This is a genomic window from Micromonospora radicis (assembly GCF_003583405.1).
Lineage (GTDB): Bacteria > Actinomycetota > Actinomycetes > Mycobacteriales > Micromonosporaceae > Micromonospora > Micromonospora radicis.
Genome location: NZ_QXEC01000030.1, coordinates 29,249 through 48,641, shown reverse-complemented (window position 1 = coordinate 48,641; position 19,393 = coordinate 29,249). Strand labels below are relative to the sequence as shown.

Below are 19,393 nucleotides of genomic sequence, written 5' to 3'. Positions count from 1 at the left end.
GACGGCTCGCCGGACGGCTACTTGTCCTCGCCGCCGAACAGCGTCCTGACCATGTCATCGACGTCGACGGTGCCCTCGACCGCGCCCTTGACGGTGGGCCCCATCAGCTCCACCACCGGTACGACACCGCCGGCCACCTTCAGGACCTGCGCCGCCGGTTGGCCTTCGCCACCGAGGTAGTGCTTGTTGAACTCCTTGCCCGGCTCGTCGTCACCCCAGGGCTCGTCGCCGTTGAGGGTCTCGATCCGCGCCGCCAGGCCCTGCCAGGCGTACGCCAACCGCGCCCCGGCGGCGCCGAGGGTGTTGGCGGCGTCCAGCGCGGCCTCCGGCTTGACGAAGGTCTCCCGCAACTCGCTCATCGCCGGTCCTCCCGGGGTAGGTCGCCGTCCAGTTGACGGAAGATGCCGTCGAGGTCGTGTTCGATGTACGCCTGGAACTGGCTGTCCGGCACGAACGGCCGGAGCAGCTGCTCGACCTCGGCCATCGCCTTCTCGGTGGCGCGCCGGATGGTCTCGGTGACCGTGGCGGAGAGCTCCTTGGAATTCGGGCGACGGTAGATGCGGGGGTCGAACTCGACCTTCGTCACCTGACCGCGCGGCCCGACCGTGACGGTGACCAGACCGTCGTCCGAGGTGGCGGTCACCGCCACGGACTTGAGCTGCTGTTGGAGGTCGCCCACACCGGAGCGCATCCGCTCGAACTGGGTCATCAGTTCGTCGGCACGGGCGCGCATTGCCTGAACGTCCATGGCGTGTCCTCCCCGTACCCGGTCCTTCCCGTACCCGTGGTCGGCACGCACCGAGCGGGCACAGACGTTCCGCCCGCACCAGGGCGGACCAGCTTGACCATACTGAATGTGGGCGACATCTGAGTGCTCGGTCGGTGCCCACCCGTCGATAGGATGCACCGGCACCGGCTGACCGGAGGTGAGCACGAATGACCCGCGACCGTCCTATTGCGGCATTCGCCCTGGTGGGAGCGGCCGTGGTCACGGTGCTGGCGGCGCCGGCTCCGGTGGCGGCCCGGGCCGCGACCACGGTTTGCCAGAATCCGAGCAGTCCGGGAGAGGTCAACACGGAGACCCCGTGGCACCAGCGGTGGCTGGCGCCACAGCGGGTGTGGCCGTTCAGCACCGGCGCCCAGGTGCGGGTCGCGGTTGTCGACTCCGGTACCGACGGCGACCATCCGCAGCTGGCCGGGCGGGTCACCGCCGGGTTCGACGCGCTGCGCGGCGCCTCGGGTGGGGACGTGGACTGCGTCTCGCACGGCACGGCGGTGGCCAGCATCATCGCCGCCGACCGGCAGGACGGGGTGGGCTTCCACGGCCTGGCACCGGACGTCACCATCGTGCCGGTACGGGTCAGCGAGCGGAACGCCACCGAGGGCAGCGGCGAGACCGTCACCGGCGCGGTCTTCGCACGGGCGATCGTCCGCGCGGTCGACGACGGCGCCGATGTGATCAACATGTCGGTCACGCTCTACCGGCCCGACCCGGACGTGGAACGGGCCGTCAGGTACGCCGTCGACCGGGACGTCGTACTGGTCGCCGCCGCCGGCAACCAGCATCAGGACGGGACCCGGCCCGACCCGGTGCCCTATCCCGCCGCCTACGACGGGGTGATCGGCGTGGGTGCCGTCGACCAGAGCGGTGCCCGGATCCGGCAGTCCCAGGTCGGGCCGTACGTCGACATCGTGGCCCCTGGTGGGGCGGTGGTGGCCGCGACCCGGGTGCGCGGTCACGCGGTCTACGACGGCACCAGCTTCGCCGCGCCGATGGTGAGCGCGACCGCCGCGCTGATCCGCTCGGCCGAGCCGGGTCTGTCGGCGAAGGAGGTGACCCGGCGGATCCTGGCCACCGCCGATCCGGCCCGGGGTGACGCGTCGGGCGGGTACGGCAGCGGGGTGGTCAACCCGTACCGGGCGGTCACCGAACGGCTCACCACCGCGAAACCGGTGACCCAGCCACCGCTGCCCGAGGTGCCGCACGACGCGGCGGCACTGGCCCGGGCCGAGCGGTGGGGGCTCGCCGGCCGGCTGGCGCTCTGGATCGGTCTGGGCCTGGCGACGATCGCGGTCGGCGTGGCGGTGCTGGCCGCCCTGCTGCCGCGCGGCCGGCGCACGCGCTGGCGGCCCACCCGGCCGACCGCGGAGCCGCCCGCCCGGCCGGAGATCGACGAGCCCGAGGAGGCGTTCTTCCGGGTGCCGACCTCGACGCCACGCGGCTGACCTCGACCGGCAACCGGGCGTGGCCCGGCGCCGGACGGCGGTAGCGACGACGATGGCCCGGCGGTCGGCCGGGCCATCGGGTGGTACGGGGCGGCTCAGCCGCCGAACTTGGCCCGGTTCGCCGACTCACGGGCCTGCATCTTGGCCGCCGACTCGCGTAGCGCCCGCTCGATCCGGCCGAGCAGGTCACGCAGGTCGTTGGCGGCCGACTCCCACTCGCGCTGACGCTGGAAGTACGCCTCACGGGCGTCACCGTCCCAGGTGGCCAGCAGCGGAGCGATGCCGGTCTTGAGCCCTTCCAGCTCGCTGGTCATGTTCCGGGACGAACTGCCGCAGCTGTCCGCCGCCGCGTTCAGACCGGCGAAGTTGTAGCGAATCTCCATCTGAATCCCCCCGTCAGAGCTTCAACGCCGCGGTGATCTGACCGGCGGTCGCACCGGCGCTGTCCATGTCGGACCGGATCTCCTCGTCGCTGACGTCGTAGTCCTTACCGGCCGAGCCGACAGCCTCGGCGATCGCCCGCAGTGCGACGTTGAGCCGGGCCATGTCCTGGTCGAACCGCTCACGAACCTGCTGGAAGGAGCCCGCGCCGGCACCCTTCCACTGGTCGTAGAGCGGTGCGAGCTGGTCCATCAGCGAGTTGAGATTGCCGGTGAGCCGATCGGCGACGGCATCGACGTCACCCTCGGTCTTCAGCATCAAGCCGGTGTCGGTACGCATCGACATGGCGGAAGTCACCCCCGTCCTCGTTGGATCGCCCCACGTCCCTGGCGGCGACCTGTAGTCGGCGCTTACGCACCCCGTCGTTCGAACGGTAACGGGTCGCATCCAACCTGCGCTATCCCGCCCGCCGACCCGTCCGGCTCCATTGTGGCCGTTCGGTCACTCCGGGTCGAGGGAGAGTTTGGCGGTACTCGAGTCGAGCACCGGCCCGGCGGGCAGCCGGACCACCAGGCCGGCCGGGAGACGTACCGGACGAACCTCGGCGTAGCCGAGCATCGCCGGCACCGCCTCGGCGGCCAGCGGATAGCGGTAGCCCAGGTCGGTGACCAGGTTGAGGGTGCCGCTCTCCTGGTCTGGTGAGGACACCGCCTCGACCAGGACGCCGTAGCCGGGCTCGATGACGATCCGGTCGGCCAACGGGACGCCGTCGCCGGTCTGCTCGCCGGTCCGCACCGGCTCGCGTACCGGCTGGACCTGCGCGTCCAGCAACACCGTCGGCTCGTCCTCGCCCGGCCGGTACGCGGCGCACACCGCCGGATTGTTCCCGGCCAACCGGGCGATCTCGGGCCGCTGTTCCGGTGCCCGGTGCCGCCCCTGCCCCGGTGCCGACGCCTTCGGCGCGGCGGCGGCCGTACCGGCGGCGAGTTCGACCGGGACCGGCTTCACCCCGTCCGGATACGCGGCCTGGGTCTCCCCGTCGGCGAGTAGCACGTCCGCCTGCACCGGCGTGATCGGCACCAGCCGCTCCCGGTCGGCGAGGTAGTACTGACGGCTGTCGTTCTGGCTCTTCACCACGAACACCTGACCGATCCGGGCGTCCGGCAACGCGGTCGAGATGCCGCCCCGGTCGGCCAGCCGACGCGGGGTGATCGGTTCACCGGCGGGCAACGCGTTCAGCCACGCCCCACCGACCTCCACCACCGGCTCGGCGCTCATCACGAGCCCCTCCAGTACGACCTTCTCGTTGCGGATCTCGTACCGGTGGTCGCGCCAGACCAGGTGCAGCCGCTTGGTCTTGCGATCGCGTACCAGCAGGGCGGCGTCACCGGGCTCCCGGCCACCACTCGGTGCCCGGCCTACGGTGAGCACGGTGGTGGCGACCACGCCCCCGGCCGCGTCCCGGGCCGGTTGGGTGCACAGGGTCCACGGGCCATCGAGGATCCGGTTCGGCGCCGGCAGCGCGTCCGGCGCGTTCGGGATGCCGATCCGGGGGCCGCGCGGGATACCGACCAGCGAGTTGCGGGAGACCGAGACGGTCGGGGCGGCCGCCTCCAGGGCCAGCAGGGCGGAGGCGTAGTTGACCACCGGATGCAGCCGGCCGTCCCGGTACAGGTACCGGGTGCCGGTCTCCTTCTCCACCACGACCGCGGCGCCGTCCTTCCACCTCGTCGCGCCGCCGGGTCGCAGCAGCCCGTAGACACCGACCGCAGCCAGGCAGAGCACCGCCACCATCACGCTGGCGAAGCCGGCACCGCCGAGGCGGCGGAACGGCGCCGCCTCCGGGTCGGGTTCCCGCGCCACCAACGCGGAGGTCATCCGCTGGACGAAGAACTGGTACGACTGGACCTGGTCCCGCCGCGACGGCATGGCACCCTCCCCCTGGCGTACGCCGGCACGGCCACCACCGCCGGACCGCGGTGCCTACCATAGGCACGACGTCGGCTCAGCCGGTGCCCGCACCCGGGCCCGACCGTCGACGCCGACGCCGGCAGCCCGAGGAGCCCGAGGATGATCAGTCGCGACGACGCCCTGGCGATCGCCCGCCGGTGGGCCGACGCCGGCGGCGCCGGGTCGACGCCGGAGATCTTCCTGCACGAGTTCGACCTCGGCTACGTGGCCTGGCGAGCCGAACCGGCGCCCGCGGTCACCGACGGGCCCCCGGCGCCGCCGCCGGCCACGGGCTACCCGCGTGCAGTCATCGACCGGAAGACCGGCGAGGTGTCCCAGTGGCCGTCACTGCCCGAACAGATGATCGCTGAGCGGTACGCGCGACGGCGTGCTGCCGAGGGCCGGTTCCCGCCCGAGGCGCGCCACGTTCTGGAGTCGGCCGGTTGGTTCCCCGGCCGCGATGTCACCTCAGCGGTCGACCACTGGATGGTCCGTTTCGCCAAGGACCTGGCGGGCCTGGACTGTCCGCCGATGGCGCGGGCCGCGCTCAACGAGTTCGGTGGCCTGGTCCTGCCGCAGTTCGGCAACAGCGGCCGGCTCGGTGGCGGCTTCACCAGCTACATCCATCCGACCCGGGGCGGGGTACTGGCGGAGTCGGCACGAATCTTCGCCGAGGAGTACGGCAACCCGGTCTACCCGCTCGGCAACAACGAGGACGGCCCGTCCGAGCTGGTGATCGACGCGCAGGGGCGGGTCTTCATGCTGCACTGGGCCGACGACTTCTTCGTCGGGCCGGACCTCGACTCCGCCATCGTCAGCCTGATCCGGGGCGACGAGATGACCGATGCGAGCGACCTCGACTGGTGAACCCGCCGGTCAGCCGTTGATCGCCCGCATGAACGCGTACAGGCCCAGCACGCTGCAGGCCACCGGCACGACGGCGAGCTGGAGCAGGATGTCGCAGATGTCGCCCAGCCGGGCCAGCCGGGGGGACGGGGCACGCCGGCTGTAGGCGAGTCCGGCGCCGGCCGAGAGCCCGGCCGCGACCAGAGCCACCGGCAGTACGGCCAGCACCCGGGCGGCGGTCGACGCGTCGGCGGCACCCACCAGCGGCAGCAGGCCCAGTCCCACCAGACCGACGGCGAGCAGCGGCACCCGGTGCCGGACGGTCGACACCAGCCGGGCCCGCAACAGGTAGCCCAACGAGATCACCCCGGCCAGCAGCAGCGCGGAGCGGGTGCCGGTGGCGGTGAGCACGACCAGACACCCGACGGTGACCAGGAAGGCCCCGAAGATCATGCCGGTGAGCACCTCGTCGGCCCGGGCGGTGGCCTGGTAGATCACCTCGCGCTTCGGCTGCGGTTCGTCGCGCAGAAGATCCTCGGCGGTACGCGGCAGCGCCGGCATCGGCATCTTGCCGAACCGGACGGAGAGCACCGGCATCGCCGGCAGCAACAACGCCACCGCGCTGACCACGACGGCCGTGCCCTGGGCGGCGTCCATCGAACCGAGGGCGAGCAACCCGCCCACCATGCCCCAGAAGCCGACGAAGACGGCCGCCACGAAGACCCGGGTCGCGTCACCCACCCCGAGCAGTCCGAGCAGCCCGGAGAGGAGCAGGACCGCCGAGCCGAGCAGGATGTGCGGCGCGCCCAGCGCCCACACCGACTCGCCCGTGCCGATCACCAGCACGCCGCCGACGAAGGCGTACGGCAGGCCGGCCGCGGCGACGACCGCACCGGCGAGCGAGTCGGCCATCGCCCGGGACAGCACGATCCCGCAGAGCAGCAGCAGGGCGGCGACGCCGAGGGCGACCGCACCGCCCAGCCAGCCCGGCTCCGCGGAGGTCACGATCACGACCAGCCCGAGCAGCAGCAACACCCCGGCCACGATCAGGCCGGTCAACCGGGTCGCGAACGGGGTCCAGGCCACCCCGCGTCGGCGGGCGCCGTCGGCCACCGCCTCCATCAGGTCGTCGTAGGCCAGCTCGGGCCACTCCGTACGGCGTGGCACCAGGTGCAGGGTCTCGCCGTCGCGGACGTTGTGCGCGGCGAGCGTACGGGTCAGGTCGACGGTGCTGCCGTCGGTACGGCGCAGCATCCACCCGCCGTGCGTGGTGCCGTCCGACGGCTCCTCGTCGGCCTGGCGCAGCACGGCGGGCAGCAGCCCGACGAGCGGCAGATGCTCGGGTAGCGCGAGATCCAGCCGCCGGTTTGGGGCGACGATCACGATGCGCGCGAGTCCGGTTCCGGCCTGGGTGACCACTGACGACCCCTCGGTACGAGGAGCGGGCCGAGCGGCCCGCGGCTGTCCTGACGGGAGAAGGCTACCTACCATGTGCCGGTGACGCGGGTGCCGGTTCACCGCGGCGGCCGAGCGTGCGGGGGTGCCGGGCGTGCTTGCCACGCCCACGAGAGGCAACGGAGGTCTGTCACGTGAGCACGATGGTCGTCAAGCGACCCGCCCGACAGCCGGAGCCGGAGTATCCCTCCGGCGAGGTGCTGTTGGAGGCGCCGCCCGAGGTACCCGCGCCCAGCGGCAAGGGCTGGGGGCAGATGATGATGATGCTGCCGATGCTCGCCGGCTCCTTCGCGATGGCGCTGATGTTCGCCGGTCGGGGCGGTTCGACGCTCGGCTACGTCACCGGCGGCCTGTTCGGACTCTCCGCCATCGGCATGCTCGGGTCCCAGCTGACCAACAACTCGGGCGGCCCGAGCAAGCAGGAGATGTTGCAGCGGCGTCGGGAGTACATGACGCACCTGTCGCGGCAGCGCCGCCGGGTGCTCAAGACGGTCCGCAAGCAGCGCGAGGCCGCGTTCTACCGGCACCCGGATCCGGACGTCCTGTGGTCCCTGCCGCTCGGACCGCGACTGTGGGAGCGTCGTCGCGGTGACGTGGACTTCGCCACCGTGCGGATCGGACTCGGCCCACAGGAACTCGCCACTCCGCTGGTGCCGCCGCCCGCGACGACGCTGGAGAAGCTCGAACCGATGTGCGCACTGGCCCTGCGCCGGTTCCTCACCACCTACGGCGAGGTGCCGGACCTGCCGGTGACCATGGCGTTGAACGGGTTCGCCCGGGTGCACCTGCGCGGCGACCTCGACGCCGCCCGTGGCCTGGTCCGGGCCGTACTGGCCCAGGCCACCGCGTTCCACGCCCCCGACGACATGCTCGTCGCCGTCTGCGTCTCCGCGGATCGGCGGGCCGCCTGGGAGTGGACGAAGTGGCTGCCGCACGCGCTTCACCCGAGCCGTACCGATGCGCTCGGCCAGCTGCGACTGGTGGCGTCCTCGGTGACCGGGCTGGAGGCGATGCTCGACGACGTGCTGGCCAGCCGCCCGAGGTTCAACGCCAGCGGCGGCGCGACGCACGTCGGCGGCCCGCACGTGCTGGTGGTGATCGACGGCGGCGACATTGCCGGGTCGGACCACCTGATGACCGACGGTGGCGTGGAGGGCGTCACCCTGCTCGACCTGTCCACCCCGGCGCCCCGGCTGCTGGACCGGGCCCGGCTGGTGCTCGACGTGACGGCTGACCGGCAGCTGCACAGCATGACCGTGGACGGCCCGGCGGAGATCGGCCGCGCTGACGAGTGTCGGGTCGCCGAGATCGAGGCGTTGGCCATGCAGCTGGCCCCGTTGCGGCTGTCGGCCGCGTCCCGGGGCGGCGGTGGTGACAGCCCGTTCACCGCCGAGCTGGGCCTGGCCGAGCTGCTCGACATCGGTGACCCGTACGAGTTCGACGTCGACCGCGCCTGGCAGCCCCGGCCCAACCGGGACCGGCTGCGGGTGCCGATCGGGGTGGGCGCCGACGGTGCCCCGGTGGAGCTGGACCTGAAGGAGTCGGCGCAGGACGGCATGGGCCCGCACGGGCTGCTGATCGGGGCTACCGGGTCCGGCAAGTCCGAGCTGCTGCGCACCCTCGTGTTGGCGCTGGCCGCCACGCACTCGTCGGAGAGCCTCAACTTCGTGCTCGTCGACTTCAAGGGCGGCGCCACCTTCACCCGGTTGGACGGGTTGCCGCACACCAGCGCGGTGATCACCAACCTGGCCGACGAACTGCCGCTGGTGGACCGGATGACCGACGCCATCAACGGTGAGCTGGTCCGCCGCCAGGAGCTGCTGCGCTCGGCGGGCAACTACGCCTCGCAGCGCGACTACGAGAAGGCGCGCACCGCGGGTGCCCCGCTGTCACCGCTGCCGAGCCTGCTGATCATCTGTGACGAGTTCTCCGAGCTGCTCACCGCGAAGCCCGACTTCATCGACATGTTCGTGCAGATCGGCCGGGTGGGCCGGTCGCTCGGGGTGCACCTGCTGCTCGCCTCGCAGCGGTTGGAGGAGGGGCGACTGCGCGGGCTGGACACCCACCTGTCGTACCGGGTGGGTCTGCGGACCTTCTCGGCGATGGAGTCCCGGGTGGTGCTGGGCGCCACCGACGCGTACGAGCTGCCCCGGTCGCCCGGCCACGGTTACCTACGCTTCGGCACCGAACCGCTGGTGCGCTTCAAGGCCGCGTACGTCTCCGGCGCCTACCGGAGCAAGACCGCCGCGGCGGTGGCGGCGGGCGACGGGGAGGACCGGGTACGCGAGTACAGCACCACGTACGTGGCCCCGCCGGTGACCCGTACCCCGGCGCCGCAGGAGGTGCCGGAACCGACCGACGGGGTCGGCGAGAGCGTGCTCGACATCCTGGTGGGACGGCTCGTCGGCCGAGGTAAACCGGCACACCAGGTGTGGCTGCCACCGCTGGCCGAACCGCCGACGCTGGACCAGTTGCTGCCGCCGCTGACCGCCGACCCGACCCGTGGGGTGACCGTGGCACACGCCGGTCTGCTAGGCGAGTTGCAGGTGGCGGTCGGCATCGTCGACAAGCCCTTCGACCAGCGCCGCGACGTGCTCTGGTTCGACCTGGCCGGTGCGGCCGGGCACGGGGTGATCGTCGGCGGGCCGCAGAGCGGCAAGAGCACCCTGCTGCGGACCGTGGTCACCTCGCTGGCGCTGACCCACACCCCCCGCGAGGCCCAGGTGTACTGCCTCGACCTGGGCAGCAGCGCGCTGTCGTCGCTGCGCGACCTGCCGCACGTCGGTTCGGTGGCGACCCGGCTCGACGCCGGGCTGGTCCGGCGTACCGTCGCCGAACTGCAGCTGTTGATGGGCGAGCGGGAGCGCCGGTTCGCCGAGCGCGGTGTCGACTCGATGGCCGAGTACCGGCGGGCCCGCCGGCACGGCCAGCACGACGACGACCCGTTCGGGGACGTGTTCCTGGTCATCGACGGCTGGGCGACGTTGCGCGCCGAGTTCGAGGATCTCGAGCCGACCATCAACGACATCGCGAACCGCGGCCTCTCCTTCGGCATCCACCTGATCGTCACCGCCGGGCGGTGGATGGACCTGCGCCCGGCCATCCGCGACGTCTTCGGCACCCGGCTGGAACTGTGGCTGGCCGACGCGGGCGACTCCAACCTGGACCGCCGGGCGGCGATGAACGTGCCGGAGCGGTCACCCGGCCGCGGCATCACGCCAGACGGGCAGCAGTTCCTGGCGGCGCTGCCCCGCGCGGACGGCGCCCAGGAGGCGCAGACCCTGCCGGAGGGGGCCCGGAAGCTGGTCACCGACCTGGCCGCCGCCTGGCAGGGGCCGGGCGCGCCGCCGATCCGGCTGCTCCCACCGAGCGTGCCGTACGGCAGTCTGCCGAGCACCGGACGTCCCGGCGTCCCGATCGGCATCGCCGAGGTCGACCTGCAGCCGGTGCAGCTGGACTTCGCCGCCGACCCGCACTTCATCCTCTTCGGCGACGGCGAGACCGGTAAGAGCACCTTCCTGCGGGCGCTGGCGCAGACGATCGTCGACCGGCACGAGCTGACCGAGGCTCGGCTGGTCATCGTGGACTACCGGCGGAGCCTGCTCGGCGACATCGACACGCCGCACCTGATCGGGTACGGCTCGACGGCACAGGTCACCGAGAGCATCGTGGCCGAGGTGGCGGCGGTGATGCGGGACCGGCTGCCCCCGGCCGACATCAAGGCGGAACGGTTGCGCGCCCGCGACTGGTGGAAGGGCCCCGACCTGTACGTGCTGGTGGACGACTACGACCTGGTCGCCGGTGCGGGCAGCAATCCGCTGACTCCGCTGCTGGAGTTCCTGCCGCAGGCCCGGGACATCGGCCTGCACCTGGTCATCGCCCGCCGCACCGGCGGTGCGAGCCGGGCCCTCTACGAGCCGGTGCTCATGCGGCTGCGGGAGATCAGCACGCCGGGCATCGTGATGTCCGGCAACCGGGACGAGGGGGTACTGCTCGGCACCGTTCGGCCGGGGCCGCTGCCGCCGGGTCGGGGTTGGCTGGTGTCGCGGCGCGGCGGCACCCGTCTGGTGCAGTTGGTGAACCTTCCGCCCCGGTCGTGAGCAGCGTACGGGGTTGCCCGACCGGCCTACCGTCGGCCAGAGTGGACTCTCGATGGGTGGCGGTGCGCTCCGCGCTGCGTGGCGACGGGTGGTCGCGCCGGCACCGGTTGAGCGAACGGGGGAGTTGTCGTGGGTGGTGAGTGGCTCGTCGACGAGAACGTTGACGTCGACGTCGATCAGTTGCAGGACTTCGCGCAGGCCGTCCGGAAGGAGTTGGAAACCAACTTCCAGCCCAGCTACGAGAACGGTCTCCGGCCGATGCTGACCGTGCAGGCGCCGTTCGGTGAGGGTGACATGAAGGAGGCGGCCTTCTTCCGGGTCCGGCACGACGAGAGCCGGCTGGCCGTGTCCCACCTGATGGCCGACGTGATCAAGGGACTGACCGCGCTCAGCGTCGCGGCCACCTCCATCTCCGCCGAGTACCTGATGGGCGACGCCCTGGCCGAGGCCACCAACGACGACGTCTACAACGCCTTCCACGGGGTGGACGGCCAGGAGACGCTCAGCGGCCGGTGGCAGGAGGAGGGCGACCCGGCCGAGGAGGCGATCCCCGCGGAGATCAGGAATCTCGAGACCGCGAGCCCCTACCAGGGCATGGACTCCTGCCCGACGACGGACGCGCGGGAGCAGCAGCCCGACTGGGCCGACGGGGAGGTCGTCGGTGAGGGCGACGGTGCGTACGAGATCCAGGCGGAGCGGCACCAGATGCACGGCGACGAGTTCCGGCTGGGCCCGACGAGCACGCGATGACCGGCGTGGACGCGGCAGCTGAGGAGCGGGGATGACGGACGACTACTACGGCTGGAAGCCGATCAGCTATCCGATGTACGCCGGTGTCTCCGACGACTACGCGGCCGACCGGGCCGCGCAGGCGACGCCGTACCAGCCCACCGACTGGAACGGCGTCACCATCGAGACGATGTGGGAGTACGTCCGCAACGAGAGCGACTCGCGGACCACCGCGCTCGCCGACATGTGGCGTCGCGCCGCGGACCTGCTCCAGGCCACCCGGGACAATCTCAAGCGGCACGCCGACTCGCTGGACGCCCGGTGGAGTTCACCGGCGGCCCGGGTCTTCATGTCCCGGGTCGGCGCGACCCTGCACTCGCTCGACGAGTGGAAGGAGGTCGCCAACCGCAACGCCGCGGGCCTGGACCAGCTCGCCACCAAGATCTCGTCGGCCAAGCGGGACATGCGGGAACTCTGGCTGCAGTACAAGGCCGAGCAGGAGCACCAGCAGCAGATCTACGACGAGGACAAGGCCAAGTTCACCTGGGGTGACTTCCTCGGCGACCAGCACAAGTCCTACGAGGTCGTGCAGCGGGAGTTCCACCAGCGGGCCAAGAACATCGCCAAGCCGCTGGCCGACCTCTACATCGACGTCTACATCTCGAACATCTCCCGGGGTGGCAAGTTCAAGGGTCCGATCGAGGCGGCCGTCTACCAGGGTGGTGGTCCGGCCGGTCCCGGCCGGCCGGGCGCGCCCGGCCCTCGCCCCGGGGCACCGGGTCTGAACGGCGGTCGGCCCGGCGCACCCAACCGGCCGAACCCGGCGGACCAGCCGAACCGACCGGACCTCGGCGACCGGCCCGGCGCACCAACCCCGCCGCCACCGGGCCTGCCGGACGGTGTCGGCCTCGCCGGTGGCGCCGCGCCGACCGCACCGCCCGGTCCGGCACCGGCACCGCCGCCGGTCACCACCGCACCGAACGCGCCGGTGACGCCCGGCCCGGCCGTGCCGCCGGTGACGGGACCGGGAATCCGTCCGGGTGCCGGACCGGCCACGCCGAACTCGGGTGCCCGGCCGAACGCGCCCCGGGCGACCCTGCCCGGTGCCGGTTCCGCCCCGCCACCGGCGAGCCGTGGCCCGGCGCCGAACCGGCCGACCCTGCCCGGCGCCGGGGCACCGGGCAACGGGTCCGGAGCGCCGGGTGGCGGCCGACGCGGTACCGCACCGAACCGGCCGACGCTGCCCGGCAACACGGGTGCGCCGGGTCGGCCGGGCCTCGGCGCCCGACCGGGGTCCACCGCCACGCCGCCACCGTCGAGCCCCCGGCTGCCCGGTTCCACCGCCCGCCCCGGCCAACGGGGCGCCCCTGCGGGACGCCCCGCCGCACCGCCGCCGAGCCTCGGCGGTCAGCGTGGCACCGCTGCGGGTACGCCAGCGGCCGGGCGCCCCGGCCAGCCGCCCCGCCAGGGCACCACCCCACCGGGCGCGCGCGGCGCGGGGCCGGGTGCCCCCACCGGGAGCGGCCGGGGCGGCCTGAGCGGCCGTACCGGCACCGGACGACCGGCACCGACCACCGGGCCGGGACCGTCGCTCGCCGGCCGCCGCGGCGGGCCGGGCCCACGCACGGGCGCCCAGCGGGATCCGGAGCAGGAGACCTGGGAGTACGGCGACGGCGACGACGAACTGTGGGCCACCGAGTCGTCCGGCACCGGCGCCGTGGAGGCACCGGCGGAACACCGCCCCCGCGAGCAGGGCAGGGCCCTCGGGCAGGGCTGACCCCCGGCGGGCCGGTCACCCCACCGGGGGTGGCCGGCTCGTACCATGCGGTGACCGTCCATGCCGGCCGTCCCGCGACGAAGCACAGAGGAAGGTAGTCGGACTTGCGTGTCCTCACCGGATCAGCGGCCGCCGTGTCGTTCAGCACCCTGAGCGTGCTGCTGTCCCTGGCCCTGCCCGCAGCACCCGCCCTGGCGGACTCCACCAGGGACGACTCGTGGCACGTCAAGGCGCTGGAACTCGCCGAGATGCACAAGATCAGCCAGGGCGAGGGCGTCGTGGTGGCGGTGGTCGACACCGGGGTGGACGCGACTCACCCCGATCTGAAGAACAATGTCCTGCCCGGCGCCGACCTCTACGACGACGACACCAAGGGGCGCGTCGACCGGGAGGGACACGGCACCGCCATGGCCTCGCTGATCGCCGGCCACGGCCACGGCTCGGGCAACCGCGACGGCGTGCTCGGCGTGGCCCCCAAGGCCAAGATCCTGCCGGTGACGGTGAAGGGGGCGCGCAGCCCGCTGATCCAGCCGACCGCGGTGGCCGCCGGGATCAACTGGGCGGTCGACCAGGGCGCGGACATCATCAACGTCTCGCTGGGCAGCAGCTTCAACGAGGAACTGAACCGTGCTGTCGACCGGGCGTACCGGCGCAATGTGGTCGTGGTCGCCGCCGTCGGCAACCGCAAAGACATGATCATCAGCAATCCGGCCCGCCGCAACACCGCGATCGCGGTCAACGGCACCGATCGCAAGGGCGTCATCAGCAAGGAGGCCGCCCTGCCGGCCGAGGAGGTCGACATCGCGGCGCCGGGCGAGGACATCGTCCACGCGGCGCCCGGCGGTAGGTACCGCACCTCCTACGGCAGCAGCAACAGCACCGCGATCGTCTCCGGCGCACTGGCCCTGATCAAGGCGAAGTACCCGGACCTGACCTCGTACGAGATGTTCCAGCGACTGCTGGAGACCACCCGGGACGAGGGCGACCCCGGCCGTGACGTGGACTACGGGTGGGGGGTGCTCGACCTGCGGGCGGCGCTGACCGGCGAGCCGGACGGCCGGGCCAGCGGCGCCACGCGCAGCGCACCGCCACGGGCCCCACTCGAACCGTGGCAGGCCAATCCGCGCGAGCGCGAGGACGGCATCGTGATCTTCGCGTGGTCCGTGATCATCGCGGTGCTCGTGCTGATCGTCGGCGGGATCGCCGGCATCGTGATGCTGCGCCGCGATCGGGCGCGGCGGCGCGCCGCCGCCGAACTGGCCGGCGAGGATCCCCCGGAGGCCGCCCCGTCGCCCGGCGTACCGCCGCAGGGCGGCGCACCCGCGGAGGTCCCGGGTCAGCCGGTGGCGACGACCGACGACGAGGCCTGGCGTCGGCCGTCCGGCTGACCGAACCGACCCACGGAGGGCAGCATGCACAGCACCCCGACCGACGCGCCGGCCGTCGAGCCGACCCCGCGGGCCCGCCGCCCGATCGCCGTCACCCTGGCCGCCCTGCTGATGGTGCCGGCGATCGTCACCTGGCTGATCGCCGGGATCGCGTTCTTCGTGGCGATGCTCCGGGCCGAGGGCGACGGGATCGGTCGGATCCTGGTGGTCGGTATCGGCGCGGCCGTACTCGCGCTCGCCCTGCTGATGGTGTTCCTGGCGTCGATGGGAATCCTGATGGCCTGGACGGGGGACAGCGCCGAAGGGCTGACCGTACCGGCCGGCTTCACCTTCGGCCTCTTCGTCGTCGTCATCGTCGTCCTGCTCGTTCAGGGCAAGCTCAGCTACCAGCCGACGATGGTCACGCCACTGGTCGTGGGCGGGCTCGCCGGTGTCTCGATCGCTCTGATCAAGAGCCCGCCGGCCCGGGCCTGGTTCGCCGGCCGCCGCAGCTGAGCGGCACCCGTCAGGCGGGTGCCCAGCTGTGGGCGGTCGCGTCGAAGCGGGCCAGGAGCTCGTCGCGGCCGTCCCGGTGCAGGCAGTGCAGTTCCGTGCCGTCCGGTACGACCAGCGACTCCATCCGCGGCCGACCCTGCCCCCACTCCGCCGGGGTGGCCTCGCCGGGTGGCCAGCGCAGCACCGCCACCCACTCGTCGGACTCCTCGAACGGTGAGCCCTCACCGAGCAGGCCGAGCCGGCGGTAGAGCCGGATCGGGGTGTCCCGCTGCGGCCCGTGCCAGGCGTGGACCAGGCCGGCGGCCCGGTCGTAGCCGTCGTCCAGGTAGGACGCCAGGTAGCGGTGCGGGATGACCAGTTGCAGGCGCAGCGGCACGTCGGGGTCGGGGCCCGGGTCGTCGGCCTCGGCGTCGGGTACCGGCCGCGACACCGGTACGCCGACCGTGGCCGGGTCGGCGTACCCGGCCGTCGCCCGTCGACGCCGTTCCTGCTCGGTGGCGTCGCCGAGCACGTCCCGCAGCTCGCCTAGCCAGTCGCGCAGGGCCAGCACCGCCTCGCCGGGCAACGCCGCGGCGAGTGGCGTCTCCGGGTTCACCAGCAGTTGCCAGGACGGGTCCGGCCAGTGCTCGGTGAGCTGGAGGGAACTCACCAGCACCGAGTCGTGCTCGCCGAGCGCCTGTCGCAGTCGGGTCTCGGAGGTGAAGACGGGCAGGCTCACCCGGCCCTGCTCGTCCGGGAGGCCCCACCAGGGGAACTCCGGGTCGGACAGGTCCCGGGTGGCCGGGCCGTCCGGGCGCAGCGGCAGCACCAGCTCGGCCCGCAGCAGCGCGGACACCAGGGCGTCCGGATCCTGCCGCCGGACCGCCTCGCGCAACGGCAGCTCCGCCCGTACGGCCGGGTCGGCGAGGGTACGAAGCTCGTCGGCGGTGAGTCGGACGCCGATCGGCAGCCCGGCGTCGACCGCCAGCATCCAGCGGTCGTCGGGCCAGTCGACAGCGAGGTCGGCCAGGGCGGCCACCCGGTATTGGACGGACTGGCCGGGCAGTCCGGCGCCGATCGCCGTCGGCGAAGTATAGGCGAGCACGTGGGTCACTCCGTCGTGCCGCCCGGTCGGCCACCCGGCCGGATCGCCCGCCACCGAACCGGGTGCGACGGGCAACAGCAGCGGGCCGGCGGCAAGCTCGGCCAGGAACGCAGCCCGGTCCTCGGCCTCGGCGGCGGCCACCAACGCCCGCTCGGTGACGGTGCTCGGCTGCCAGTCGGTCACCAGGTGCCGTCCCCGCGTACCCGCCGAGGTTGCCGGCCGAGCACCAGTGCGGTGAGCGCCTCGTCGACGTTCGCACCGAGGAACCAGTCGCCGGTGTGGTCCAGTACGAACACCTGGCCCCGCTCGTCGACGGCGAGGATGCCGGTTCCGTCGCCCTCCTCACCGAGCGGGCTGAGCGGTGCGCCGATGAGCGCGGCCAACTCCGCCAGCGTGGCCACCGAGTGCCGGACCTGGAACGGGTCGAGGTGGACCTCACTGGGCGCGATCTGCTCACCCTCGCCCGGCGGCCGTAGCCGCAATCCACCGAACTCGGCGTACGCCTCGACGGCGGCGGCCGTCATGACGTGCTGGCGGCCGTCGGGTGTGGCGTCGGCGGCGATCCGCAGCGCCCACTCCCGCGCCCGGCCCTCGTCGCGCCGCTCGGCCGACCAGCCGGCGGCGGCGAGGATCGCGGCCACCAGGGGTGGAAACCGCTCGCTCATGCCAATGCCTCCACGCCGAACCAGTCCAACAGAGCCGCACACGATCGGCAGGGCGGCTGGACCTCACCGTGACGCGGGTCGCCCTCCTCCCGGACCCGGGTGACCCGGACCTTCCCGCCCCAGAGCAGCGAGCGGGCCCGTGCGGGTTCGAGCGGTGGGCCGTCGGCCTCGGCGACGTACAGGCGGTCGGAGATGAGCACCGGCTCGGCGCACCAGCCGATGAACCGCTCCCGTTGACCGACCGGCAGCCCGTGCAGGAAGCGCCGGACCACCGGATGCAGGTCCGGTGCCACGTCGCCGCGTACCGAGGTGTGGGTGTGGACGGTGCCGTCGAGCAGCAGCGCACCCGCCGCCAGCGGCAGCATCCGCAGCTGGGTCATCCGCCCTCCCGAGCCTCGGCGCCGTTGCGGCGCAACGGGGGTGACCGCGCGGAGCGGTCATCGCCACATCGGTGAAACGGTGCCGATCCTACGCGTCGGGCATGCCGTGACCCCGGTTGCCGTTGCCGAGGGCGGGCCGCAACGGGCTCACATCCGGTCGACCGCCTGGGATATCGTCGGCCCAACCCTCATCGCCGCACGAAGCCCGGAGCCATGACGCGCACCCTTCTCGTCTCCCCGGACCAGCCCGGCGCCTACCCGTCCATCGGGGAGGCCCTCGCGGCGGCCAGTGACGACGCTGTCGTCTCGGTGAGCCCCGGCACCTACTACGAGGCGCTGTTCGTCAACGACCGCGCCGTCACCGTCGTCGCCGCGCAGGGCGCCGGCTCGGTCACCATCGACGCCTCCTCCGGGACGTACCCGACGGTCTCCTGCAACTCGGGCCGGGTGGAGCTACGCGACCTGGTGCTCAGGTCGGGCGACGCGCCGGTCGTGGTGGCCGACCGGGCGACGCTGACGATGACCGGTTGCGAGCTGAGCGCCGGCTTCGGCGCGGCGATCCAGATCGCCGGTCGTTCGGAGTTCACGCTGACCCGCTGTCGGGTCACCGGCGGGCGGTACGGCCTGGTGGTGGAGGATTCCGACGGCACCGTCGAGGGCTGCGAGTTCACCGACCTCAGCGAGGACGGCATCATCGTCCGGATCGGCGCCTCCCCGACGATCCGCACCAGCACGGTGAGCCGGTGCGGCAACCGCGGCATCTACGTCTACCAGTACGGCCGACCCACGATCGAGGCCTGCGACATCTCGCAGACCGGGCAGGCCGGGGTGGCCGTGGTGCACCAGAGCGCCCCGGTACTGCGTCGCTGCCGCATCCGGGACACGCGGGGTCCGGCGGTCTCCTTCGCCCGTGGCTGCCACGGCAGCGTCGAGGAGTGCACCACCGAGAACACCGCCCAGCCGGCGATCGAGGTGGCCGAGGGCGCCACGCCGTCCATCGTGGCGGGTGCGGCGAGCCGGAGGGCCACGTACGGCGCCGACGCGGCCCGCTCTGGCGGTCAGCAGGACACCGCCCGGGTGGAGAAGCTGCTCACCGACCTGTCGGCGATGGTCGGCCTGGAGTCGGTGAAGGAGGAGGTCCGCGCGCTCATCGACGAGATCCAGGTGAACGAGTGGCGGCGCAGCGCCGGGCTGCCGGTCGGCGCGGTCAGCCACCACCTGATCTTCGCGGGTGCGCCCGGTACCGGTAAGACCACGGTGGCCCGCATCTACGGAGATCTACTGGCGGCGCTGGGCGCGCTACCCGGTGGCGAGTTCCGTGAGGTGTCCCGGCGTGACCTGGTCGGCCAGTACATCGGCCACACCGCCGAGAAGACCGCCGCGGCGTTCGAGCGGGCGCGCGGTGGCGTGCTCTTCATCGACGAGGCGTACACCCTCTCCCGGTCCTCGGGCAGCGGCGGTGACTTCGGGCAGGAGGCCATCGACACGCTGGTCAAGCTGATGGAGGATCACCGCGACGAGATCGCCGTGATCGCCGCCGGCTACACCGGCGAGATGCTGCAGTTCCTCGCCGCCAACCCCGGTCTCGCCTCCCGGTTCGCCAAGACCATCGAGTTCGGCAACTACTCACCGGAGCAGTTGGTCGTCATCGTGCAGCGGATGGCCGGTGGCGACGAGTACCTGCTGGCCGACGGCGTACCGGAGCTGCTCCAGGCACACTTCGGCAGCATCGAGCGGGACCAGAACTTCGGTAACGCCCGGGAGGCGCGCAAGCTGTTCGAGGGCGTACGCAAGGCGCAGGCGCAGCGGTTGCGCCAGTCCGGCCAGCGGCCGAGCCTCGACGAGCTGCGTACGGTGACCGCCGTCGACGTCCGTGTCGCGATCGGACGCTGACGTGCGGGGCCGGTCAGGGAGGGA

The 19,393-nt window shown here is 72.8% G+C and carries 16 protein-coding genes and 1 pseudogene; 8 read left to right on the top strand and 9 right to left on the bottom strand.

All coding sequences use genetic code 11. The features are described from left to right. Nucleotides 1-17: 17 nt before the first annotated feature. Nucleotides 18-359: a hypothetical protein gene (locus D2L64_RS23555; RefSeq protein WP_119579390.1), complete on the bottom strand. Its 342-nt coding sequence runs from the start codon at nucleotides 357-359 to the stop codon at nucleotides 18-20. After that, nucleotides 356-748 carry a YbaB/EbfC family nucleoid-associated protein gene (locus D2L64_RS23550; protein WP_119579389.1) on the bottom strand — a complete coding sequence of 131 codons (393 nt, stop codon included), beginning with the start codon at nucleotides 746-748 and terminating at the stop codon, nucleotides 356-358. Before D2L64_RS23550 ends, D2L64_RS23555 begins: the two co-directional genes overlap by 4 nt. A 188-nt stretch (nucleotides 749-936) precedes the next feature. Between D2L64_RS23550 and mycP (D2L64_RS23545) the strand changes: the two genes are divergently transcribed. After that, a complete protein-coding gene (gene mycP / locus D2L64_RS23545) occupies nucleotides 937-2,226 on the top strand; it encodes a type VII secretion-associated serine protease mycosin (protein WP_119579388.1) in 1,290 nt (429 codons plus the stop codon). Nucleotides 2,227-2,321: 95 nt separating this feature from the next. Here the strand turns inward: mycP (D2L64_RS23545) and D2L64_RS23540 are convergent, their stop codons facing one another. From D2L64_RS23540 to eccB, 3 genes are all read right to left on the bottom strand, one after another. Further along, entirely contained in the window at nucleotides 2,322-2,609 is a 288-nt protein-coding gene (locus D2L64_RS23540) for a WXG100 family type VII secretion target (RefSeq protein WP_119579387.1), read from the bottom strand. A 13-nt stretch (nucleotides 2,610-2,622) separates the two neighbouring features. Beyond that, a complete protein-coding gene (locus D2L64_RS23535) occupies nucleotides 2,623-2,952 on the bottom strand; it encodes a WXG100 family type VII secretion target (RefSeq protein ID WP_119579386.1) in 330 nt (109 codons plus the stop codon). Between the two features lie 156 nt (nucleotides 2,953-3,108). After that, nucleotides 3,109-4,536 carry a type VII secretion protein EccB gene (eccB, locus tag D2L64_RS23530; RefSeq protein ID WP_119579385.1) on the bottom strand — a complete coding sequence of 476 codons (1,428 nt, stop codon included), beginning with the start codon at nucleotides 4,534-4,536 and terminating at the stop codon, nucleotides 3,109-3,111. Nucleotides 4,537-4,677: 141 nt separating this feature from the next. Between eccB and D2L64_RS23525 the strand changes: the two genes are divergently transcribed. Continuing rightward, a complete protein-coding gene (locus tag D2L64_RS23525) occupies nucleotides 4,678-5,424 on the top strand; it encodes an SUKH-3 domain-containing protein (RefSeq protein WP_119579384.1) in 747 nt (248 codons plus the stop codon). A gap of 9 nt (nucleotides 5,425-5,433) precedes the next feature. Here the strand turns inward: D2L64_RS23525 and eccD are convergent, their stop codons facing one another. Further along, nucleotides 5,434-6,822 carry a type VII secretion integral membrane protein EccD gene (gene eccD, locus D2L64_RS23520; protein WP_119579383.1) on the bottom strand — a complete coding sequence of 463 codons (1,389 nt, stop codon included), beginning with the start codon at nucleotides 6,820-6,822 and terminating at the stop codon, nucleotides 5,434-5,436. A 170-nt stretch (nucleotides 6,823-6,992) separates the two neighbouring features. Between eccD and eccCa the strand changes: the two genes are divergently transcribed. The 5 genes from eccCa (at nucleotide 6,993) to D2L64_RS23495 (ending at nucleotide 15,347) form a co-directional block, all read left to right on the top strand. After that, entirely contained in the window at nucleotides 6,993-10,958 is a 3,966-nt protein-coding gene (eccCa, locus tag D2L64_RS23515; RefSeq protein ID WP_119579382.1) for a type VII secretion protein EccCa, read from the top strand. Nucleotides 10,959-11,087: 129 nt separating this feature from the next. Then, nucleotides 11,088-11,708, top strand: a complete 621-nt coding sequence (locus D2L64_RS23510; protein ID WP_119579381.1) for a hypothetical protein — start codon at nucleotides 11,088-11,090, stop codon at nucleotides 11,706-11,708. A 31-nt stretch (nucleotides 11,709-11,739) separates the two neighbouring features. After that, a complete protein-coding gene (locus D2L64_RS23505) occupies nucleotides 11,740-13,464 on the top strand; it encodes a WXG100-like domain-containing protein (RefSeq protein WP_119579380.1) in 1,725 nt (574 codons plus the stop codon). 104 nt (nucleotides 13,465-13,568) lie between these two features. Further along, on the top strand, nucleotides 13,569-14,852 hold the full coding sequence (gene mycP / locus D2L64_RS23500) for a type VII secretion-associated serine protease mycosin (protein ID WP_119579379.1): 1,284 nt from the start codon (nucleotides 13,569-13,571) through the stop codon (nucleotides 14,850-14,852). Nucleotides 14,853-14,876: 24 nt separating this feature from the next. Next, nucleotides 14,877-15,347, top strand: coding sequence for a hypothetical protein (locus D2L64_RS23495; protein ID WP_119579378.1), 471 nt, complete (start codon nucleotides 14,877-14,879; stop codon nucleotides 15,345-15,347). Between the two features lie 10 nt (nucleotides 15,348-15,357). Here the strand turns inward: D2L64_RS23495 and D2L64_RS23490 are convergent, their stop codons facing one another. The 3 genes and pseudogenes from D2L64_RS23490 to D2L64_RS23480 form a co-directional block, all read right to left on the bottom strand. Next, on the bottom strand, nucleotides 15,358-16,617 hold the full coding sequence (locus D2L64_RS23490; RefSeq protein ID WP_119579377.1) for an SseB family protein: 1,260 nt from the start codon (nucleotides 16,615-16,617) through the stop codon (nucleotides 15,358-15,360). After that, nucleotides 16,611-17,096 carry an SUKH-3 domain-containing protein gene (locus tag D2L64_RS23485; RefSeq protein WP_119579376.1) on the bottom strand — a complete coding sequence of 162 codons (486 nt, stop codon included), beginning with the start codon at nucleotides 17,094-17,096 and terminating at the stop codon, nucleotides 16,611-16,613. The genes D2L64_RS23490 and D2L64_RS23485 overlap by 7 nt, the downstream gene beginning before the upstream one ends. Beyond that, a pseudogene (locus D2L64_RS23480) lies at nucleotides 17,093-17,479 on the bottom strand (YwqJ-related putative deaminase); the annotation flags it as partial. The pseudogene D2L64_RS23480 and the gene D2L64_RS23485, both read right to left, overlap by 4 nt. Nucleotides 17,480-17,689: 210 nt before the next feature. On the opposite strand from D2L64_RS23480, the gene D2L64_RS23475 reads away from it, so the two are divergent. After that, a complete protein-coding gene (locus D2L64_RS23475) occupies nucleotides 17,690-19,369 on the top strand; it encodes a right-handed parallel beta-helix repeat-containing protein (RefSeq protein WP_119579374.1) in 1,680 nt (559 codons plus the stop codon). Nucleotides 19,370-19,393 lie beyond the last annotated feature (24 nt).

Coding starts and splice junctions, on each gene's coding strand:
- D2L64_RS23555 (WP_119579390.1), bottom strand. CDS start 359: ATGAGCGAGTTGCGGGAGACCTTCGTCAAGCCGGAGGCCGCGCTGGAC.
- D2L64_RS23550 (WP_119579389.1), bottom strand. CDS start 748: ATGGACGTTCAGGCAATGCGCGCCCGTGCCGACGAACTGATGACCCAG.
- mycP (WP_119579388.1), top strand. CDS start 937: ATGACCCGCGACCGTCCTATTGCGGCATTCGCCCTGGTGGGAGCGGCC.
- D2L64_RS23540 (WP_119579387.1), bottom strand. CDS start 2,609: ATGGAGATTCGCTACAACTTCGCCGGTCTGAACGCGGCGGCGGACAGC.
- D2L64_RS23535 (WP_119579386.1), bottom strand. CDS start 2,952: ATGTCGATGCGTACCGACACCGGCTTGATGCTGAAGACCGAGGGTGAC.
- eccB (WP_119579385.1), bottom strand. CDS start 4,536: ATGCCGTCGCGGCGGGACCAGGTCCAGTCGTACCAGTTCTTCGTCCAG.
- D2L64_RS23525 (WP_119579384.1), top strand. CDS start 4,678: ATGATCAGTCGCGACGACGCCCTGGCGATCGCCCGCCGGTGGGCCGAC.
- D2L64_RS23505 (WP_119579380.1), top strand. CDS start 11,740: ATGACGGACGACTACTACGGCTGGAAGCCGATCAGCTATCCGATGTAC.
- D2L64_RS23495 (WP_119579378.1), top strand. CDS start 14,877: ATGCACAGCACCCCGACCGACGCGCCGGCCGTCGAGCCGACCCCGCGG.
- D2L64_RS23485 (WP_119579376.1), bottom strand. CDS start 17,096: ATGAGCGAGCGGTTTCCACCCCTGGTGGCCGCGATCCTCGCCGCCGCC.
- D2L64_RS23475 (WP_119579374.1), top strand. CDS start 17,690: ATGACGCGCACCCTTCTCGTCTCCCCGGACCAGCCCGGCGCCTACCCG.